This window comes from Mixta sp. BE291 (assembly GCF_031457955.1).
Lineage (GTDB): Bacteria > Pseudomonadota > Gammaproteobacteria > Enterobacterales > Enterobacteriaceae > Mixta.
Genome location: NZ_JAVDXN010000010.1, coordinates 62,884 through 82,998 on the forward strand (window position 1 = coordinate 62,884; position 20,115 = coordinate 82,998).

Annotated in this window: 17 protein-coding genes; 2 read left to right on the plus strand and 15 right to left on the minus strand. The window is 56.9% G+C overall.

Features of this window, described 5'->3' with window-relative positions; genetic code table 11:
* Positions 1-30 precede the first annotated feature (30 nt).
* A complete protein-coding gene (bsmA, locus tag J2X14_RS18565) occupies positions 31-363 on the plus strand; it encodes a biofilm peroxide resistance protein BsmA (protein WP_352412652.1) in 333 nt (110 codons plus the stop codon).
* Here the strand turns inward: bsmA and J2X14_RS18570 are convergent.
* From J2X14_RS18570 to nnr, 15 genes are all read right to left on the minus strand, one after another.
* On the minus strand, positions 337-1,962 hold the full coding sequence (locus J2X14_RS18570) for an isovaleryl-CoA dehydrogenase (RefSeq protein WP_352412653.1): 1,626 nt from the start codon (positions 1,960-1,962) through the stop codon (positions 337-339). The two genes, bsmA and J2X14_RS18570, sit on opposite strands and share 27 nt — an antisense overlap.
* 140 nt (positions 1,963-2,102) lie before the next feature.
* Positions 2,103-2,837: a 23S rRNA (guanosine(2251)-2'-O)-methyltransferase RlmB gene (rlmB, locus tag J2X14_RS18575; protein WP_352412654.1), complete on the minus strand. Its 735-nt coding sequence runs from the start codon at positions 2,835-2,837 to the stop codon at positions 2,103-2,105.
* A 75-nt stretch (positions 2,838-2,912) separates the two neighbouring features.
* On the minus strand, positions 2,913-5,345 hold the full coding sequence (gene rnr, locus J2X14_RS18580; RefSeq protein ID WP_352412655.1) for a ribonuclease R: 2,433 nt from the start codon (positions 5,343-5,345) through the stop codon (positions 2,913-2,915).
* Between the two features lie 16 nt (positions 5,346-5,361).
* Entirely contained in the window at positions 5,362-5,808 is a 447-nt protein-coding gene (gene nsrR / locus J2X14_RS18585) for a nitric oxide-sensing transcriptional repressor NsrR (RefSeq protein WP_352412656.1), read from the minus strand.
* 208 nt (positions 5,809-6,016) lie between these two features.
* A complete protein-coding gene (locus J2X14_RS18590; protein ID WP_352412657.1) occupies positions 6,017-7,315 on the minus strand; it encodes an adenylosuccinate synthase in 1,299 nt (432 codons plus the stop codon).
* 156 nt (positions 7,316-7,471) lie between these two features.
* Positions 7,472-7,672, minus strand: coding sequence for a DUF2065 domain-containing protein (locus J2X14_RS18595; protein ID WP_352412658.1), 201 nt, complete (start codon positions 7,670-7,672; stop codon positions 7,472-7,474).
* A gap of 216 nt (positions 7,673-7,888) precedes the next feature.
* Positions 7,889-8,896 carry a protease modulator HflC gene (hflC, locus tag J2X14_RS18600; protein WP_352412659.1) on the minus strand — a complete coding sequence of 336 codons (1,008 nt, stop codon included), beginning with the start codon at positions 8,894-8,896 and terminating at the stop codon, positions 7,889-7,891.
* 3 nt (positions 8,897-8,899) lie between these two features.
* Positions 8,900-10,141 (minus strand): FtsH protease activity modulator HflK, encoded by a 1,242-nt coding sequence (gene hflK / locus J2X14_RS18605; RefSeq protein WP_352412660.1) that lies wholly within the window; start codon positions 10,139-10,141, stop codon positions 8,900-8,902.
* Between the two features lie 68 nt (positions 10,142-10,209).
* On the minus strand, positions 10,210-11,490 hold the full coding sequence (gene hflX / locus J2X14_RS18610) for a ribosome rescue GTPase HflX (protein WP_352412661.1): 1,281 nt from the start codon (positions 11,488-11,490) through the stop codon (positions 10,210-10,212).
* A gap of 80 nt (positions 11,491-11,570) precedes the next feature.
* Positions 11,571-11,885 (minus strand): RNA chaperone Hfq, encoded by a 315-nt coding sequence (gene hfq / locus J2X14_RS18615; RefSeq protein WP_250650966.1) that lies wholly within the window; start codon positions 11,883-11,885, stop codon positions 11,571-11,573.
* A gap of 102 nt (positions 11,886-11,987) precedes the next feature.
* Positions 11,988-12,938, minus strand: coding sequence for a tRNA (adenosine(37)-N6)-dimethylallyltransferase MiaA (miaA, locus tag J2X14_RS18620; protein ID WP_352412662.1), 951 nt, complete (start codon positions 12,936-12,938; stop codon positions 11,988-11,990).
* Complete coding sequence (mutL, locus tag J2X14_RS18625; RefSeq protein WP_352412663.1) at positions 12,931-14,868, minus strand: DNA mismatch repair endonuclease MutL; 1,938 nt, start codon at positions 14,866-14,868, stop codon at positions 12,931-12,933. Before mutL ends, miaA begins: the two co-directional genes overlap by 8 nt.
* Positions 14,869-14,953: 85 nt before the next feature.
* A complete protein-coding gene (amiB, locus tag J2X14_RS18630) occupies positions 14,954-16,609 on the minus strand; it encodes an N-acetylmuramoyl-L-alanine amidase AmiB (protein ID WP_502890032.1) in 1,656 nt (551 codons plus the stop codon).
* Complete coding sequence (gene tsaE / locus J2X14_RS18635) at positions 16,609-17,085, minus strand: tRNA (adenosine(37)-N6)-threonylcarbamoyltransferase complex ATPase subunit type 1 TsaE (RefSeq protein WP_352412664.1); 477 nt, start codon at positions 17,083-17,085, stop codon at positions 16,609-16,611. The genes amiB and tsaE overlap by 1 nt, the downstream gene beginning before the upstream one ends.
* Complete coding sequence (nnr, locus tag J2X14_RS18640) at positions 17,082-18,605, minus strand: bifunctional ADP-dependent NAD(P)H-hydrate dehydratase/NAD(P)H-hydrate epimerase (RefSeq protein WP_352412665.1); 1,524 nt, start codon at positions 18,603-18,605, stop codon at positions 17,082-17,084. Before nnr ends, tsaE begins: the two co-directional genes overlap by 4 nt.
* On the opposite strand from nnr, the gene queG reads away from it, so the two are divergent.
* Positions 18,604-19,743, plus strand: coding sequence for a tRNA epoxyqueuosine(34) reductase QueG (gene queG / locus J2X14_RS18645; RefSeq protein ID WP_352412666.1), 1,140 nt, complete (start codon positions 18,604-18,606; stop codon positions 19,741-19,743). The genes nnr and queG overlap by 2 nt on opposite strands.
* The last annotated feature ends 372 nt before the right edge of the window (positions 19,744-20,115 follow it).

The following is a 20,115-nucleotide window of genomic DNA, read 5'->3' on the forward strand; positions in this document are numbered from 1 at the left end:
TAGCGATCCCCCAACCGTAAGGAAGTTGCTATGCGTTATTGGCCTTTACTGCTGTTAACCCTGACGCTAAGCGCCTGCAGTATGCTGCGTTCAACGCCGGAAGCGCCACCGCCGCCGACACAGCAGGCGCAGGAAATTAGCCGGGCGCAAACCGCTAATTTGCCCAGACTGGGCAGCATTACCAGCACCACTCGCGGTTCCCCGGACGATGCTCAGCGCGACATCGCGCAAAAGGCTAATCGGTCTGGCGCGGCCTATTATCATATCGTTGCGCTGAGCGAAACGGTGATGCCGGGCATGTGGTATACCTCGGCGGTGCTGTATGGTCCGGCGGGTTCAACCGCCACTGGCACGCAGCAGTAGACGATCGCCGACCGCATCAGCCACAGGCAGCGCGCCGCGCGTATCTAACTGCTGCTGGCACCAGGCATCCGCCAGCGGCGGCTCCAGGGTAGTCAGAAGCTGCTGACCGCTCGCCAGCAGCAGGAGCTGGCTGGCGATGTCACGCGCCTGCGCCTCCTGCGGCTTACGCAGCCGCAGCCTGAGCTGACGCCAGCGGCTATCGAAATGGCGGTTAAGCCCTTTAACGCTATCAAACTGAGCGGCCAGCATCTCCATGATCGCTGGCTGCTTTCTCAGCACCCGCAATACATCCAGGCACATCACATTTCCCGCGCCCTCCCAGATGCTGTTTACCGGCGCTTCACGATACAGACGCGGCAGCTCGCTCTCTTCGCAGTAGCCGATGCCGCCCAGCGCCTCCATCGCCTGCGCGATAAAGGGCATCGCGTTGTGACAGATGACAAACTTCGCGCCGGGCGTAAACAGACGCGCATACATCCGCTGCGCTTCATCCGCCGGTTGCGACCAGGCGTGAGCGATACGCATCAGCAGCGCCGTCTGCCCCTCCAGCTGGAGCGCCTGCTGCACCAGCTGCTGACGCATCAGCGGCTGCTCGACCAGGGTTTTTCCCATCACCTGACGCTGATGCGTATGATAAAGCGCGACCGAAAAGGCGCGGCGCATCAGGCTATGGCTGCCCAGCGCGCAGTCGAAACGGGTATAGCCGCCCATTTTTAAAATCTGCCGCACGCCTTCGCCCTCTTCGCCCAGCAGCCAGCCGATCGCGCCGTCGAACTCGACTTCAACGCTGGCGTTAGAACGGTTACCCAGCTTCTCTTTCAGGCGCTCAATGCGTACCGCGTTACGCGTGCCGTCCGGCAGCAGGCGCGGCAGGAAAAAACAGCTGATGCCGCCCGACGTCTGCGCCAGCACCAGATGTGCGTCGCTCTGCGGCACGGAAAAAAACCATTTATGACCCGTCAGGCGATACGCCTCGCCGTTGCCGCGCGCCGCCAGCGGTTCAGCACGCGTGGTGTTACTCAGCACATCGGTTCCGCCCTGTTTTTCCGTCATGCCCATGCCGATCAGCAGGCCGCGCTTTTGCGGCGCAGGCTGCAGATGCGCATCGTAACGATCGCTCAACAGCGGCGGCAGCCAGTCGGCAAACAGGGACGGCAGGCTGGCCTGCAACAGCGGCGTCGCGCCAAAGGTCATGGTAATCGGGCAGAGCGTGCCCGATTCCACCTGCCCATGCAGCATAAAACGCGCGGCACGAGCAACGAACGCACCGGCGCGCGATTCGGCCTGCCAGGGCAAATTATGGACGCGATTCGCGCACAATCCCTGCATCAGCAGGTGCCAGGCGGGATGAAAGCGCAAATCGTCCAGCCGCTCGCCACGCGCGTCGTAGCGCAGCAGCTCCGGCGGAAAAGCGTTAGCCAGCCTGCCCAGCTCCAGCGACTCGCCGCTGCCGAGCTGCTGCCCTACCGACGCCAACAGATCGAGATCCCACTCCGCGCCAAAGCGCGTCACGGCTTCACGCAGAGGCGTATCGGAAAGGAACAGGTTGCTGTTGCTGAGCGGACGCGGTTGATTAAAAACGGTATGGGTAACGGACATAACCAGGAATCTCCACGCGGAAAGCCCGATTAACCAGCAGCCAGGGCTTGTGAAAGAGCAGTAGAGTAATTATGCAGAGCGCGGCGAAAGATGCCCGCATCAGAGAAGCGTTTCGGGGCGCTCATCACGCCCCGGGGAGATTAGCCGCGACGCTGACGCACCGCTTCGAACAAACAGATACCGGTTGCTACCGATACGTTCAGCGAAGAGACGCTGCCTGCCATCGGCAGTTTAATCAGATCATCGCAATGCTCACGCGTCAGACGGCGCATACCTTCGCCTTCCGCGCCCATCACCAGCGCCAGCGGGCCGGTCATTTTGCTTTCCCAGACTTCATGGGTCGCTTCACCGGCGGTGCCGATAATCCAGACGTGATATTCCTGTAGCAGACGCATGGTGCGCGCCAGGTTAGTCACGCGGATCAGCGGGACGTTTTCCGCCGCGCCGGAGGCGACTTTCTTCGCCGTCGCGTTCAGCTGCGCCGAGCGATCTTTCGGCACGATAACCGCATGAACACCCGCCGCATCCGCGCTGCGCAAACAGGCACCCAGGTTATGCGGATCGGTAACGCCATCCAGGATCAACAGCAGCGGTGACTCGATCGACGCCAGCAGATCCGGCAGATCGCCTTCCTGATAGTGCCTTCCTGGTTTAACCTGCGCCACAATGCCCTGATGCACGGCGCCTTCCACTTTACTGTCGAGCCACTGGCGCGTAGCAACCTGAACCACGATCCCCTGCGCTTCCAGCGCGGTAATCAGCGGCTGCAGACGGCGATCGTCACGGCCTTTCAGGATCCAGACCTGTTGGAAACGTTGCGGATCGCGCTCTAAAAGCGCCTGTACGGCATGAATGCCGAAAACTACTTCACTCATATTTTATCCGATGCTGGTTACGGGCGGCCCTGCCGCCCTTTGGCCTGCGGCGCGACAGGGTTCGCCTGTTACCGCTTATGCCTCTTTTTTCTTCGATGCACGTTTTGCTTTGGTTGCAGCGGCGATTTTACGCGTTTTTTCTGACGGTTTTTTCGCTTTTTTCTCGCCTTTTGGCTTCTCTGCTTTTTTTACGCCGCGGAACGCCGCATCCGGCTCGAAATTAGCGGTTTTACGCATTTCGCGACGGCGCTTGTTATGGCTGCCGGACGCGCCTTTCTTTGCCTTCTCGCGCGCGGTTTTGCCTTCGCCGCGCGGGCTGCGCTGGCTGGAAATCAACGCAAAGTCGATTTTACGCTCATCCATATGCACTGCTTCTACGCGTACTTCGACCGTATCGCCAAGGCGATAGGTACGCCCGCCCGATTCGCCAATCAACCGCTGCCCTACGGCGTCAAAACGGTAATAGTCGTTATCCAGCGTCGAAACATGTACCAGCCCGTCGATAAACAGATCGTTAAGACGCACAAAGAAACCAAAGCCGGTCACGCTGGCAATCACGCCGGTAAAGGTGTTGCCCACCTGATCCTGCATAAAGTCGCACTTCAGCCAGTCGGCAACATCACGCGTGGCTTCATCGGCGCGGCGTTCGGTTAACGAACAGTGCAGACCCAGCTGCAGCATCTGCTGCATTTCGTAGTGGTAGCCGCCGGTCGGCGTGCTGTTGCCCTGTAGCGTGCCCTGCTGTTGCGCCAGCAGATATTTAATCGCGCGGTGCAGCAGCAGATCGGGATAGCGGCGGATCGGCGAGGTAAAGTGCGCGTAGGAGGCGAGCGCCAGACCGAAGTGTCCGCGGTTTTCCGGGTCGTAAACCGCCTGCTTCATGGAGCGCAGCAGCATGGTTTGCAACATTTCGTGATCGGGACGATCGGCAATGGTCTCCAGCAGTTCGGCATAGTCCAGCGGCTGCGGCTTGTTGCCGCCCGGCAGCGACAGGCCGAGTTCCGACAGCACCGAGCGGAAACTTTTAATGCTTTCATCGCTTGGACGATCGTGATCGCGGAACAGCGCAGGCTCGTTATGTTTTTCCACAAAGCGCGCTGAGGCGATATTCGCGAGGATCATGCACTCTTCAATCAGCTTATGCGCTTCGTTGCGCACGGTGCGTTCCACGCGCTCAATGCGACGCTCGGCATTGAAAATAAACTTCGCCTCTTCCGTTTCAAACGAGATGCCGCCGCGCTGTTCACGCGCCTTTTCCAGCACCTGATACATGCGGTGCAGCTCTTCGATATGGCTAACCAGCGGCGCATACTGCTCGCGCAGTTCCGGGTTGCCCTGCAAAATCGACCAGACTTTAGTGTAAGTCAGGCGCGCATGGGAGTTCATTACCGCTTCATAATGCTTATAGCCGGTCAGCTTGCCGCTGGCGGAGATGGTCATTTCGCATACCATGCAAAGACGATCCACCTGCGGATTCAGCGAACAAAGGCCGTTAGACAGCACTTCCGGCAGCATCGGCACCACCTGCGACGGGAAGTAAACCGAGGTGCCGCGATTGTGCGCTTCGTTATCCAGCGGCATGCCGGGACGCACGTAATAGCTGACGTCAGCGATCGCCACCCATAAACGCCAGCCGCCGCCGCGTTTTTTCTCACAGTAAACCGCATCGTCAAAGTCGCGAGCGTCTTCGCCGTCAATGGTCATCAGCGGCAGGTGGCGTAGATCCACGCGGCCCTGCTTCGCTTCTTCCGGCACCTCTTCACGCAGCTTAGCAACCTGCTCTTCCACTTCAGCAGGCCAGACGTGAGGGATTTCGTGCGTGCGCAGCGCCATATCCACTGCCAGACCGGTGCCCATATTATCGCCCAGCACTTCGACAATTTTGCCGATGGCTTTGGTGCGACGCGTCGGGCGCTGAACCAGCTCCACCACCACCACGAAGCCCATACGCGCGTTCATGATCTCTTCCGGCGGGATCAGAATATCGAAGCTCAGGCGGCTGTCGTCCGGCACCACGAAGCCAACGCCCGCTTCGGTAAAGTAGCGACCGACAATCTGGTTATTGCGCGGCTCCAGCACGCGCACCACGCGCGCTTCACGGCGGCCTTTACGATCGGCGCCCAGCGGCTGCGCCAGAATGACGTCGCCGTGCATGCAGAACTTCATCTGCTCAGCGGAGAGGTAGAGATCGTCTTTTTGCCCTTCCACGCGCAGGAAGCCGTAGCCATCGCGGTGACCAATCACTTTACCGCGCAGCAGATCAAGGCGTTCAGGCAGCACATAACATTGACGGCGAGTAAACACCAACTGACCGTCACGCTCCATCGCGCGCAGGCGGCGGCGCAGCGCTTCCAGCTGCTCTTCACCGCTGATGTTCATTTCCGTGGCCAGCTCTTCACGGCTGGCGGGTTTTTCACGTTTTTCTAAATGGGCGAGAATAAACTCGCGACTCGGAATAGGGTTTTCGTATTTTTCAGCTTCTCTTTCCTGAAAAGGATCTTTTGACATAGCGGTTCCTCCGTTGTCAGTAGCCGGTCAGCGTGGGCATGCCAGGCTCCAGCATTAAAATTTTATAAAGCGGATGGTTATCCTTCACCAGATCGGCCAACGTATAGTTGTCCAGCTCGCGCAAGAATTGTTCCGTGGCGGCGTTCAGTGCCTGACGCAGGCGGCAGGCGGGCGTAATCGCGCAAACATCGCAGTTCACCAGCTGTAGCGGCTCCATCTGCCGCACCACTTGCCCAACAATGATTTCTGCTGCGGGTTTACCGAGGCGAATACCACCGTTTTTACCGCGTACGGCGGCCACATAACCCAGACGACTCAGTTGGTTAATGATTTTGACCATATGGTTACGTGATACGCCGTAAGTATCGGTAACCTGAGTAATATTAGTCATCTGTCCGGCCGGTAACGACGCCAGGTAGATCAGCGCCCGCAGGCCAAAATCGGTAAAACTCGTCAGTTGCACAATAACCTCGGTGAATTTCCGGTGAATTTCATCCGTTTAGCATAATTATTATCTAATGATGATAAACCAGCCCATCAGATTCAGGGCAATTTTTTAAGCAAGCCGGATTTCAGGAAAAAGCGGTAAGCAAAAAGGATGGGAATAAAGCGCGGTACATCTGCAAGTAAGCCAGAAGATAAAGGCCGGACAGTGCCGGCCTCTTGCATCATCAGGCGTCAAATGGATGACGCAGGATCATGGTTTCGCTGCGATCCGGACCGGTAGAGATAATATCAACCGGCACGCCCGTCAGCTCTTCAACACGTTTAATATAATCACGTGCCGCCTGCGGCAGCGCGTCGACAGATTTCGCGCCAAAGGTGCTTTCACTCCAGCCCGGCATGGATTCATAGATCGGCTCAATGCCTTCCCAGCCTTCAGCAGCCAGCGGCGTGGTGGTGACTTCACGGCCATCCGGCATACGGTAGCCGGTACAGATTTTAACTTCTTTCAGGCCATCCAGCACGTCCAGTTTGGTCATGCAGAAGCCCGACAGCGAGTTAATCTGCACCGCACGGCGCACGGCGACCACGTCCAGCCAGCCGGTACGACGACGACGACCGGTTGTTGCGCCGAATTCGTTGCCTTTTTCACACAGGAACTCGCCGGTTTCATCAAACAGCTCGGTCGGGAACGGGCCTGCGCCAACGCGAGTAGAATAAGCTTTGATGATACCCAGTACGTAGTCAACATAGCGCGGGCCAATGCCGGAACCTGTCGCTACGCCGCCTGCGGTGGTGTTGGAAGAGGTCACATACGGATAGGTGCCGTGATCGATATCCAGCAGCGTACCCTGTGCGCCTTCAAACATAATCAAGTCGCCACGCTGGCGCGCGTTATCCAGCAGATCGGAAACATCAACCACCATGCTGGTCAGGATATCAGCAACGTCCATCACATCTTTCAGCACGGTTTCATAGTCAACCGCGTCGGTTTTGTAGTAATGAACCAGCTGGAAGTTGTAGAAATCAACAATCTCTTTCAGCTTCGTGGCAAAGGTTTCTTTATTAAACAGATCGCCGACGCGCAGTCCGCGACGGGCGACTTTGTCTTCATAAGCAGGCCCGATACCACGGCCGGTGGTGCCAATCGCCTTCGCGCCGCGCGCTTTTTCACGCGCCAGATCCATGGCAACGTGATATTGCAGGATCAGCGGACAGGCTTCAGAAAGTAACAGACGTTCACGTACCGGGACGCCGCGTTCTTCCAGCCCTTTCATCTCTTTCATCAGCGCAGCCGGAGACAGCACCACACCGTTGCCGATGATGCTGGTGACGTTTTCACGCAGAATGCCAGAGGGGATTAAGTGGAGAACGGTTTTTTCACCGTTGATGACAAGCGTATGACCCGCATTATGGCCGCCTTGATAGCGCACAACGTATTTAGCGCGCTCTGTCAGAAGGTCAACAATCTTACCTTTGCCTTCGTCACCCCATTGGGTGCCCAGTACGACAACGTTCTTACCCATTTTATTGAAACCACCGATTGCTTAAAAAAGGATTCTACCACCATGATTTTCCACTTTCAGCACTTTTAGCACACGATTGCGCAGTTTTTTGCCGGTGATCAACTTAAGAATTCCCGGTGATTTTAACGCGCTGTGGCGCCTCGCCTGGATATGGGATCAACTGCCGCCGTGAACACTCAACATGTAGTAAACCACCGCACCGGCGACCACAATGCCGCCGCCAAAACGGTGCAGCAGACGATCCGGCAATTGCGCCATCGCCAGAATCATACGTCGCCAGAGACGCGGCCACAGCATTGGGCCAAGACCTTCTAATACCAGCACTAAAGCCAGCGCCATCCATATGGTTGTATTCATTATTTCTCAGTAGCAAACGGGCTGAAGCAGGCGATTATGCACACTGGCACAGAATCAGTAAATACAGCGGCGGGCTGAAGCGGAGGTAAAAAGCGTGACGGGATATATCACGCCTTTCGCATAGCGATTTCAGGCGATTATCCAGCGACAAGAACGGGAGAAACAGCGGCGGGAAGCGAAAAAAAGAGCCGACATGATGTCGGCTCTGGTTCAGGCTTAGCGGGTTGTGGTGCCAGCAGGCGATTTCATATAGCGGAAGAAATCGCTGTCCGGGCTTAACACCATCACATCCTGATTGTTGTCAAAGCTCTTCTCGTAGGCGCGCAGGCTACGGATAAAGGCATAGAAGTTCGGATCCTGACTAAACGCATCGGCATACAGCTTAGCCGTTTCGGCATCGCCTTCACCGCGCGTGATCAGCGCTTCACGCTGCGCTTCCGCCAGGGTGCGGGTTACCTGGTAATCCGCCTGAGCGCGCAGTTTTTCTGCCTCTTCCTGACCTTGTGAACGCTGGCTACGCGCTACCGCTTCACGCTCGGCGCGCATACGGTTATAGATAGCGTCAGAAACCTCTGTCGGCAGGTTGATCTGCTTGATACGCACATCAACCACCTCGATACCCAACGCCGCCATGCTGTTCGGGTTAATCGCTGGCTCGCTGCTGTTGGTTTCACGCTCTACGCGCGCTGCGGCATGCGCGATGGCATCATCCGCCGCTGGCGTCTGCACTTCATCGTCACGTCCGGAACTGCCGGTGTTCAGCGCGTCGCGCACATCCGTAGTCAGGCGTCCACGCGAATCGGTCACGATGTCTTTTACATCAAGACGACCCATTTCCGAACGCAGACGGTCGCTGAACTTACGTTTCAGCAGCACTTCGGCCTGCGAAACGTCGCCGCCGCCGGTGGCCAGGTAGTAACGGCTGAAATCGCTGATGCGCCATTTGATATAAGAATCGACGATCAGATCCTTTTTCTCTTTGGTCACAAAGCGGTCGGCCTGGTTTTCCATGGTCTGGATACGTGCGTCGAGCGATTTAACCGATTCCAGGAACGGAATTTTAAAATGCAGGCCCGGCACAAAAATCAACGGCTTGTTGTCGTCATCGCGCAACACTTTACCAAAGCGCAGCACAATACCGCGCTGGCCTTCCTGTACCACAAACAATGACGCGTAAAGCACCACCAGCACAACGATAATTAATACGATTAATGGCTTACGCATCGCTTACTCTCTCCCTTCGCGCTGGGTGTCATTGCGCTGTGCGTTAGCACGGCGGCTTTGCATAATATCGTCCTGCGAAAACGACGAACCGCTACTGGCGCGATCGTTGCTGCCCGCAGCTGGCGGCAGACGCAGCAGGCTGCTGCCTTCCTGACTACTGCGCGCTGAATTGCTCGCCCCTTCGCCGCGCATGAGCTGATCCAGCGGCAACACCATCAGGTTGTTGTTGTTGCTGTTTACCAGAACCTTGCGCGTACCGCTCAGGACACGTTCCATGGTTTCGATATACAAACGTTCTTTGGTGATTTCCGGCGCGGCTTTATATTCCGGCAGAATCTTAGCGAAACGGGCAACTTCACCCTGCGCTTCTAACACGGTACGCGACTTATAGGCGCGCGCCTCTTCCAGAATACGCTGCGCCTGACCGTTAGCGCGCGGCTGAACTTCGTTCGCATAGGCTTCCGCCTCGCGTACGTACTGCTCGCGGTTTTCACGCGCGGCAATCGCATCATCAAACGCGGCTTTCACCTCTTCTGGCGGACGCGCCGCCTGGAAGTTGACGTCCAGTACGGAGATGCCCATGTTGTAAGGCTGAATCGTCTCATCGATTTCGCGCTGCGTTTCACTACGCACCACGGTACGCCCTTCGGTCAGAATACGGTCCATGCTGGAACGGCCAATAACGCCGCGCAGCGCGCTGTCCGTCGCCTGACGCAGGCTGTCATCCGGGCTGGTTACCGCAAACAGATAGCGTTCCGGATCGGTCACGCGATACTGCACGTTCATCTCAACGCGTACGACGTTTTCGTCTGAGGTCAGCATCACGCCGGAGGCCGCCAGTTCACGTACCGCTTCAACGTTAACGGCGCGCACCTGATCGATAAAGGTCGGTTTCCAGTTCAGGCCCGGTTCCACCAGATGGCTGAACTGACCAAAACGCGTCACCACGCCGCGTTCCGCTTCTTTAATGGTATAGAAGCCGCTGGCGGCCCAGATAACCACCGCCGCCACGGCGACGATGCCAAGCAGCTTGCCGCCGTTACCTGAGCTGCGCGCGTTGTCGCCGCCCTTATTACCGCCGCCCAGACCGCCAAGCTTTTTGCTCAGCTTACGGAAGATATCGTCGAGATCGGGAGGTCCCTGATCGCGTCCTCCTTTATTACCCCCAGAGTTGCCGCCTTGATTATTGCTGCTCCCCCACGGGTCGCGGTCTTGTCCGTTATTCCCGGGCTGATTCCACGCCATGTTTATACTCCATTTATTGTGTGTGCGGTGGTATCCCAGTCCGGGATACGCCTCTCAGGCAACATCAGTCAAACAATATAATCCACTAGCGTCGGTTCCTGCTTGCACAGGCGGCGCCAGTCAACAATTGGCATACGTATCAACATACTTACGCTGCCGTCTTCTTCATTCCATTCTCTTTCGATCGCCTGTAGCTGATAAAAACGGCTACGCAGACGACCCAGTTCCGGCGGCAAACGCAGCTGCTGCTGCACGATTTCACCGGAAAGCCGTTCGGTCAGCGCCTGAAACAGCAGCGGCAGCCCTGCGCCCGTTTGCGCCGAGAGCCAAACCCGCACCGGCTGGTTTTCATCGTTGCGATCGATGCGCGGCTCAAAGTCGTCCAGCATATCGATCTTGTTCATCACCTGTAGCATTGGAATGTCGTCGGCGTCGATCTCTTCCAGCACGCTTTCTACTGCTTCGATATTTTCATCAAGGCGCACATCGGCGGCATCAATGACATGCAGCAGCAGCGTGGCTTCGCGCGTTTCCTGTAACGTCGCTTTAAACGCGGCGACCAGGTCATGCGGCAGATGACGAATAAAACCTACCGTATCGGCCAGCACCACCTCGCCCACATCGGCAACGTCAATCCGGCGTAGCGTGGGATCCAGGGTGGCGAAAAGCTGGTCGGCGGCATAGACATTCGCCGAGGTCACGCTGTTAAACAGCGTTGATTTCCCGGCGTTGGTATACCCCACCAACGAAACCGTTGGAATATCGGCTTTGGCTCGCGCCTGACGCCCCTGTTCGCGCTGTTTCTCTACGCGTTCAAGGCGCGACAAAATCTGGCTGATGCGATTACGCAGCAACCGACGGTCAGTTTCTAACTGGGTTTCACCCGGTCCACGCAGGCCTATCCCCCCTTTCTGACGTTCAAGGTGGGTCCAGCCGCGAACCAGACGCGTGGCGAGATGGCGAAGCTGAGCCAGCTCTACCTGTAATTTACCTTCGTGAGTGCGGGCGCGCTGGGCAAAAATATCCAGAATCAATCCCGTGCGGTCTATCACACGGCATTCGCATAGACGCTCAAGGTTACGTTCCTGAGCGGGTGACAAAGCATGATCGAACAGCACCACTGATGCACCAACGGCTTTCACCGCCTCGGCGATCTCGACAGCTTTACCTTCACCGACAAAATATTTGGGATGTGGCGCTTTGCGGCTACCGGTGATCACGCGCAGCGCTTCGACGCCTGAGGAAGAGACCAGCGTTTCAAATTCTTGCAGGTCTTCCGTCTCTTTGTCTTGCGAGAACCAGATGTGTACCAGTACGGCCTGCTCACCGGCATCATAACGGTCAAACAAGCTTAAACCTCTCTAATAGATTGACCAAAACGGGGAAGGTCATTAATGCTCTCCCCGTTTTGGCAGAACGATGACAGGGCTTATTCAGCGCTGTCACCGTCTTGCTGTTGTGGCTGCGATTGTGCTGCCTGATTATTGCCGCCGTGATGATAGTTGCTGCTGCTGCCACCCGCATTGTTGCTATGGTGGGAAACTGCACGGGACGGGACAACGGTGGAGATAGCGTGCTTATACACCATCTGACTTACCGTGTTCTTCAACAAAATAACAAACTGATCGAAAGACTCAATTTGACCTTGCAGTTTGATACCATTCACCAAATAAATTGAAACCGGAACACGCTCGCGACGCAGTGCGTTCAGGAACGGGTCTTGTAATGATTGCCCCTTAGCCATTCTATCTTTTCCTTATATGCTTGTTGTTTATTACTGAGAACCCTACGGCTCTAAATACTGCGTAAAAAAATTTGCGCACGATAACGGTTCAATTGTACACATTCACCCAAGGTTCGCACCAAGAACCTGTAATACCTTGCTGAGAGCCAGCTCTGGATGTTCGCTGTCAAGCCAGTGAACATTCTGCCAGCCTCGAAGCCAGGTAATCTGGCGCTTGGCAAGTTGCCGGGTGGCGCAAATTCCCCGATAAACCATTTCGTCGTAATTAATTTCGCCTTCAAGGTAGGACCACATCTGGCGATAACCAACACAGCGAATGGAAGGCAAATCCGTATGCAAATCTCCTCGTGCAAACAGCGCACGCGCTTCCGCTTCAAAACCTGAAGCCAGCATTTGCTCAAAACGTAACGCAATACGCTGATGCAATAATTCACGGCTCGCCGGAGCGATAGCAAACTGAACTACATCATAAGGCAAGGCCTCACCCGCAGTTTTCGTCAGTTCCGTTAAAGTTTTACCCGAAATGAAAAAAACTTCCAGTGCTCGCGAGAGTCTCTGGGGATCATTCGGATGAATACGAGCACCAGCAACGGGATCGATCTCACATAACTGACGGTGCAGTGTGTCCCAACCCTGTTCACGCGCCGTTTGCTCTATGCGTTCACGCACCAGTGGATCGGCCGAGGGCAGCGGCGACAATCCTTCCAGCAGCGCTTTGAAATAGAGCATGGTTCCACCAACAAGCAACGGAATACGTCCTTTGGCGACGATATCCGCCATTTCTGCCAGCGCATCGCGCCGAAAGTCGGCAGCCGAGTAGGCTTCCAACGGATCGCGAATGTCCAGCAGACGATGAGGCGCCAGCGCCAGCTCTTCCGCGGTCGGCTTGGCGGTGCCAATATCCATACCGCGATAAATCAGAGCCGAATCCACGCTAATCAGCTCAACCGGCAGATGTTGACGTAGCGCGATCGCTAATGCCGTCTTACCGGAAGCCGTTGGCCCCATCAAAAAAATTGCCTTAGGCCGGCCAGCCATTTCACTTTCACTCATGCTTCAGAGCGCTTAACGCCGTTTCTGTGTCGATCGGTTGTAATAAACCTGGAGGCGGCGATTTTAATAACGCCGGACAGAGCCGTTCGACTTCCGCCAGCAGCGCAATCGCCTGCGAGTGATTCCAGGGAGTAAGCGCTACCTCAGCCTGCCGCGCCAGCCATTGTGCGAGCTGGCCTGAAGAAATTTCCTGCTGACGGGCGAGATAGCCTAACAGTTCTGGAATCAAGTTTTGTAAATTTTGTTGGCGCAATGGTAAAGGCACCGCGCGCAGAGTCACATGCTGTCCATCACTTTGCAAATCAATCCCGAACTGCAGCAATAATTGGCTGTGCTGTTGCATCGCCTGGCGCTCCGGCGGCGCCAGTTTTAGCCGTACCGGAATCAGCAGCGGCTGCGGTTTCAGGCCGTCGGTTCCCGGTTCCAGCTGCGCCTGTCGTAGCCAGCGCGCCGCGACCGGCAACGCTACCAGCGCCAGTCCGTTCTGGCGCTCAACCACCGCATAGCAATCATGCAGCACGGTTAACAGCCGTCCCAGGCTTTGGCTATGTCCGGGCAACGGCGGTTGCGTTGCAACGGGCGGTGCGACAGGCGGCGCTTCTTGCGCCTGAGGCGCTGGCGTTTGCATAAGCTGCTGGTAAAGCGCCCCTTCGCGCTTTTGATAACCTGGCTGCTGCTGCGACCACGCGCTACCGCCTGCGGCACGTCCTGTGCCGCCGCTGGCACGATCGGCGGCGTCGGTCGACGGCCTGGAGGCGTGAGACGTGGAGGAATCCGCGTGACGCGACGCTCTGGCCTGGGGCGGCGGGGATATCGCCTCCGGCGCGGCGGGCGGCGGGCTGGAAAAGTGGTTGCCGCCTGCCGCCACGCGGTTTTCCGGCTGCCAGCGCGGCGAGGTTTCCGCTTCTGCCGTTAACGGCAGGCTTTCCGCCCCGCTCTCCTGCAAGGCGCAGATCACGCCCTGATAGATAAAATCATGTACCAGCCGCGACTGATGAAAACGTACCTCGTGCTTCGCGGGATGCACATTCACATCCACCTGATGCGGATCGATATGCAGATAGAGCACATAGGCGGGCTGATGTTCTCCGCTGATCTTTTCCTGATAGGCCTGACGAATCGCATGATTAATCAGCTTATCGCGCATCATGCGGCCGTTAACATAGCAGTATTGCAGTTCGCTGATCTGACGCGCGCCAGCCGGATCGGCTACCCAGCCGCGCAGCAGTAAGTCGCCATGCTGCCACTCGATCTTTAGCGCATGTTCCATAAAGGTTGCGCCGCAAATCGCGCCCAGACGCCGCAATTGCTGGTTCTCTTGCGCTGCCGCGCGATACTGGCGCACCAGCTTGCCGTTATGGGTTAAAGAGATAGCGATATCGAAGCGTGCCAGCGCGATGCGGCGCACCACTTCATCAATATGGGTAAATTCTGTTTTCTCGGTGCGCAGAAACTTGCGGCGAGCGGGCGTATTGTAGAAGAGATCCAGCACTTCCAGCGTGGTGCCGACCGGATGCGCGGCGGGCTTAACCGTGACCGTCATATCCCGCCCTTCCGCATACGCCTGCCAGGCTTCGTTTTGTGCGGCGGTACGCGAGGTTAATGTCAGGCGTGAAACAGAGCTAATACTGGCGAGCGCTTCGCCGCGAAAGCCAAGACTCACGATGGCTTCCAGATCGTCCAGCGAGGTAATTTTACTGGTGGCATGACGCGCCAGCGCCATCGCCAGTTCGTCTTTATCAATGCCGCAGCCGTTATCACGGATGCGGATCAGCTTTGCGCCGCCTTTTTCGATATCGATATCAATGCGCGTGGCACCCGCATCAAGGCTGTTCTCCACCAGTTCCTTAACCACCGATGCCGGGCGCTCGACCACTTCACCGGCGGCGATCTGGTTAGCCAACTGAGGCGGCAGGATCTGAATGGGCATAGCGCACTATCCTTAATCTGGCGGGTTGGCGCCAGCCTCGGTAAAGGCTGGCGAGAAACAAACGTGTAGAGCGTGGCTGGCGTTATCAGGAGGCAGGAATTTTTAACGTTTGCCCCAGCATAACGTTAGTCGACTTCATATTATTGGCCTGCATAATAGCCTGAGCGCTGACGCCATAATGTACCGCGATGGCGGTGAGTGAGTCACCGCGCACCACTTTATGCCGCTGCGGGCCACGATTCGACGCGGCGCTTACCGTGCCGTTGGCGGGTACTTTAAGCCGCTGTCCAACCCAAACGCCCGGCTTCTTCAGGTGATTCAGCTGCGTCAGCGTGCGCATTGTAACCCCATAATGCGCCGCAATACCGGAGAGCGTTTCGCCGCGTTTGACCACATGGCGGGCTACCGGGCCGGTATAGCTGACCGTTGAGCTGGCGCTGTTAGCTTCGACTTCAACCGCCGTTGCGGACGCCAACGGACGGTTTTCCTGCTTTGGGACAGATTGTAGCGGATGCGTCAGGAAATAATTACGCAGGCCGCGGTATATCGAGCTGGCAATCTTCTCCTGATACGCGCTGCTGCCCAGCAGGCGCTCCTCCGAAGGGTTACTGATAAAGCCGGTTTCCACCAGCAGCGAAGGAATATCGGGCGAACGCAGCACGCCAAGGCTGGCGTGTTCAGGGCGGCGCTTATGCAGCGAGCCTACCTGCTGTAGCTGTTGAATCACTTTGGTCGCCACATCATAACCCACGCGCTGCGAATGGCCGAACTGCAGATCCAGCACCGCCTGACTCAGATAGGGATCGGCCTGGCTGTTCGCCAGCAAATCGCCCGCCCCGCCCAGCAGCTCCGACTGCTTCTCATGCTGCTCCAGCCAGTTAGCCATTTCACTGTTGGCACGCCGGTTCGACAGCACCCAGACCGAGGCGCCGCGTGCGCTGCGGTTCGGCGCGGCATCGGCATGGATGGAAACCAGCAGGTTGGCGTTTTGCTTACGCGCCACCTCAGAACGGCCCATCACTGAGATAAAGTAGTCGCCATCACGCGTTAACACGGCCTTAAACATCGGGTCATCGTTAAGCATCGCTTTCAGCTTGCGGGCGATAGCGATAGTGACGTTTTTCTCTTTCAGGCCTTTCAGGCCCATCGCGCCCGGATCCTGGCCGCCGTGCCCGGCATCAATAGCAACAATCACCGTATCGCTGGAGACGCTGTTGCTCTGCCCTGGCGCAACGCGGCTGTTGGTGTTGGAGACGGCGGTGACTTTATTACCGTCAAACGGATTATGCGCCGGTTGCACCGGCTGCGAAGGCGCACGTGAGGCTGTGCTGATCGGCGTCTGCGTAACGGCGGCCCGCTTACCGGCAATGGTGAAAACCACTTTATAATCATTGCCGTTGCGCTGCGTTGCGGCACGGGTTTTGCCCGGCTGCGTTAATTCAAACACCAGCCGAATGCTCTGGTTATCTTTCGGCTGGCTGGTACGGATACGCCTGACCAGGTTATCGCCGCTAAAATTCAGCGGCAGCCCTTTGATCACGCCGGTCTGACGAATATCCAGAACCACGCGTTCCGGGTTATGCAACGGGAAAAAGCCGTAAACCGGCTGTCCGTTAAAACTCAGCGTTATCGTTGCCTGACTGTCGCCGTTCGCAACCTGGATATCGGACAAATTCGCTGCCAGCACGGTGCCGGGTAACAGGCTCAGCAGCAGCAACAGCATAACCTTGAGGCGTGCCATTATGCGCGATCCTTATGATTCAGCACCTGTGAGACCAACTGCGCGCCCAGCGGTGAATGCGCCGCCAGCTCCGCCTCGCGCGCCTGGTTGACATAGCTTAAGGTCAGCGACAGATCGGGTTCAGGCAACACGCCCGCGCCCTGCTGTGGCCACTCCACCAGACAGATGGCGTCGCCCGCGAAATAGTCGCGAATGCCCATAAACTCCAGCTCTTCCGGGTCGGCCAGACGGTACAGGTCAAAATGGTAAACCGGTCGCGCCAGCTGCTGATAGGGTTCCACCAGCGTATAGGTGGGGCTTTTGACATTGCCCTGATGGCCTAATGCCTGCAAAAAGCCGCGACTGAAGGTGGTTTTTCCGGCCCCCAAATCGCCATAAAGATAGATAACCGCCGCGCTGTCGCAGGCGCGGGCCAGATGAGCGCCCAAAGCGAGGGTTGCCGCCTCGTCAGGCAATGCGATAACACAGGTATTCATGCTTTATTGTTTAACATCTCAGGATTAACAAATTGATACAGCTCGGAAAACAGATCGGTGGCCAGCATACCGCGCGTGCCAACGCGCGCCGCCACTGCATCTGCCGCTGCTCCATGTACGACACAGCCTGCACAGGCAGCATCATACAGCGTCAAATGCTGGCCGCACAGTGCGCCAATGATCCCCGACAGCACATCGCCCATACCGCCCGACGCCATGCCCGCGTTGCCCACATCGGCAAAGGCCATTTCCCCGCTTTCGCTGGCGATAATGGTGCCCGCGCCTTTCAGCACCACTACGCCACCGTAGCGTTTTACCAGACGCTGAGCGGCAAGTAAGCGATCACTTTCAATTTCCGTGGTTTTCAGGTTTAACAGCCGTGCCGCTTCACCGGGATGGGGCGTAATGATGCGATTCTGACGTTTATCGGGATTGAATGCCAGCAGGTTGAGCGCGTCCGCATCCCACAGCATCGGTTTCTGAGAATTCTCTACCCGACGCAGCGCGTTTTTCCCCCACGCCTGCTGACCCAGCCCTGGCCCGATAATAATGACGTCAGCCCATTCCAGCTGTTGTGACAGCGCGTCATCCGTTAACTCATCAACCATAATTTCCGGGCGTGCGCTGAGGATGGGAACAATATTATCTTTGTGTGTAAGTACTCGCACTAAACCTGCGCCGGTGCGTAAGGCCGCCTCGGCGGTCATGCGAATCGCGCCTGCGGTTCCGCGATCGCCGCCTACCACTAACAGGCGTCCCTGGTCGCCTTTATGCGATGTCGGACGGCGCGGCTTTAACCAGCGGGTTAAGGCGTGCGCATCATAGCGCGCCAGCGGCGCCTGCTGACCATTCAGCCAATCCTCCAACCCCAGCGCATCATAGTGCAGTTGACCCACGTAATCGCGTGCTTTGCCGGTTACCAGCCCAGGTTTAAGCGCTACCAGCGCCAGTGTAACGGCGGCCTCCATCACCACGCCCGGCGCGCTGCCATTCGCCGCGACTAAACCAGAAGGGATATCGACCGCAAATACCGGCGCCGCGTGCTGGTTCGCTTTCTCAATCAGCCGATCGTAAGGTGCCGCAGGCGCGCGATTGATGCCGGTTCCGAGCAGTGCATCAACAATCACGTCCACCGTTTCCGGCCAAATGGCGTCCGCCGCATGAATTTCACCGCCCGCCTCCAGCCAGCCGTCACGCGCGCGCTGCGCCTCTTCCGGCAGTGGACGGTTACTGTCACAGGCCACCAGCGTGACCGCATATCCTGCCGCCTGCGCCAGGCGTGCGATGACATAGCCATCGCCGCCGTTATTGCCCTGACCGCACAAAATTAACCAGCATCTGGCGTGCGGCCAGCGCTGGCGGATCAGGTCAAAAGCGGCGTTACCGGCACGCAGCATCAGTTCATAAAGCGTGATGCCAAGAATATCAGCACCGTCAGTTTCCAGCTGACGCAGTGCCTGCGCAGGCCAGACGGAGTGTGGTAAACTGGTGGCGTTTTCTTTCTCTGTATGGTCAGTCATGTCACACCCTCTCGATCTTCAACAGCTTGCTCAGGATATAAAACAGTGGGGATTATCGCTCGGCTTTCAGCAGGTCGGCATTTGCGATACCGATCTCAGCCCGGAAGAGCCGCGTCTGCAGGCCTGGCTGGATAAGCAGTATCATGGCGAAATGGAATGGATGGCGCGGCATGGCATGATGCGCGCCCGCCCGCATGAACTGCTGCCTGGTACCCTGCGCGTCATTAGCGTGCGCATGAATTATTTGCCAGCGAAAGCGGCCTTTGCCAGCACGCTAAAAAATCCCCGCCTGGGTTATGTCAGCCGCTACGCTTTAGGTCGCGACTACCACAAAGTATTGCGCAATCGACTGAAAAAGCTCGGCGATTTGATCCGTGAGCGCTGCGAAGCGGTCAATTTTCGCCCGTTTGTTGATTCTGCGCCGCTGCTGGAGCGGCCTTTGGCGGCCAAAGCGGGCCTCGGCTGGACAGGTAAGCACTCACTTATTCTTAATCGCGAAGCGGGCTCCTGGTTTTTCCTTGGCGAACTGCTGATCGATCTCCCGTTGCCGGTGGATCAACCACAGCAAGAGCAGTGCGGGCGTTGTGTCGCCTGTATCACCACCTGCCCGACCGGCGCGATTGTTGAGCCTTATGTGGTTGATGCGCGCCGCTGTATCTCTTACCTGACGATTGAACTGGAAGGGGCGATCCCGGAAGCGTTTCGTCCGCTGATTGGTAACCGCATTTATGGCTGCGACGATTGTCAGCTAATTTGCCCGTGGAACCGCTTTAGTCAGTTAACCGATGAGGGCGATTTCAGTCCGCGCGCGGCGCTGCATGCGCCGCCGTTAGTCGAACTGTTTGCCTGGGATGAAGCGAAATTTCTGCGTATTACCGAAGGCTCGGCGATTCGGCGTATCGGCCATTTGCGCTGGCTGCGTAACGTTGCGGTTGCGCTGGGGAATGCGCCATGGGAGGCGGAAAATATGACCGCGCTTGCCAGCCGCCTCGGTGAGAATGCCATGCTGGATGAGCATATTAACTGGGCGCTGGAGCAGCAACAGCGTAAGCGGGCAGAAAACGCAATCGAAGTGCAACGGCCGCAGCAAAAGCGTCTGGTGCGCGCGATTGAAAAAGGCCTGCCGCGTGATGCATAGCTGTCTATATAATCACCCACGGTAAGCTCCGCGACTTTTCCACACGCTGTGCATAAAAATAAAAAGTCGTTGTCATTCAACCGAAACAAGAAGCGCAAGCGACCTTAATAACAAATTGAAATATTATCATATTCATATATTTCAATTAGTTATCTGACTAATGTAAGTAAACAATACCAGTTTTCTTCAGACGCAGAGAAACCTATCCTGTGGATAAGTCTGTTTAAACACATTTAATTAAATGCGCTGATTGCGTGGCTGACGCCATTTCCCGCTGTGGATAACATTTGTCTCTCAGGCAAGAGAGGTGATGTCTTTTATCGTAAGGATAGTGATTAGCCTGCTGTGGTTTAACGAGTGATAAATGCCCGC

What these genes read in the sequence shown, in the direction of transcription:
- bsmA (WP_352412652.1), top strand. Translation starts at nt 31, where the DNA reads ATGCGTTATTGGCCTTTACTGCTGTTAACCCTGACGCTAAGCGCCTGC.
- J2X14_RS18570 (WP_352412653.1), bottom strand. Translation starts at nt 1,962, where the DNA reads ATGTCCGTTACCCATACCGTTTTTAATCAACCGCGTCCGCTCAGCAAC.
- rlmB (WP_352412654.1), bottom strand. Translation starts at nt 2,837, where the DNA reads ATGAGTGAAGTAGTTTTCGGCATTCATGCCGTACAGGCGCTTTTAGAG.
- rnr (WP_352412655.1), bottom strand. Translation starts at nt 5,345, where the DNA reads ATGTCAAAAGATCCTTTTCAGGAAAGAGAAGCTGAAAAATACGAAAAC.
- J2X14_RS18590 (WP_352412657.1), bottom strand. Translation starts at nt 7,315, where the DNA reads ATGGGTAAGAACGTTGTCGTACTGGGCACCCAATGGGGTGACGAAGGC.
- J2X14_RS18595 (WP_352412658.1), bottom strand. Translation starts at nt 7,672, where the DNA reads ATGAATACAACCATATGGATGGCGCTGGCTTTAGTGCTGGTATTAGAA.
- hflC (WP_352412659.1), bottom strand. Translation starts at nt 8,896, where the DNA reads ATGCGTAAGCCATTAATCGTATTAATTATCGTTGTGCTGGTGGTGCTT.
- hflK (WP_352412660.1), bottom strand. Translation starts at nt 10,141, where the DNA reads ATGGCGTGGAATCAGCCCGGGAATAACGGACAAGACCGCGACCCGTGG.
- hfq (WP_250650966.1), bottom strand. Translation starts at nt 11,885, where the DNA reads ATGGCTAAGGGGCAATCATTACAAGACCCGTTCCTGAACGCACTGCGT.
- miaA (WP_352412662.1), bottom strand. Translation starts at nt 12,938, where the DNA reads ATGAGTGAAAGTGAAATGGCTGGCCGGCCTAAGGCAATTTTTTTGATG.
- mutL (WP_352412663.1), bottom strand. Translation starts at nt 14,868, where the DNA reads ATGCCCATTCAGATCCTGCCGCCTCAGTTGGCTAACCAGATCGCCGCC.
- amiB (WP_502890032.1), bottom strand. Translation starts at nt 16,609, where the DNA reads ATGGCACGCCTCAAGGTTATGCTGTTGCTGCTGCTGAGCCTGTTACCC.
- tsaE (WP_352412664.1), bottom strand. Translation starts at nt 17,085, where the DNA reads ATGAATACCTGTGTTATCGCATTGCCTGACGAGGCGGCAACCCTCGCT.
- queG (WP_352412666.1), top strand. Translation starts at nt 18,604, where the DNA reads ATGTCACACCCTCTCGATCTTCAACAGCTTGCTCAGGATATAAAACAG.
- nnr (WP_352412665.1), bottom strand. Translation starts at nt 18,605, where the DNA reads ATGACTGACCATACAGAGAAAGAAAACGCCACCAGTTTACCACACTCC.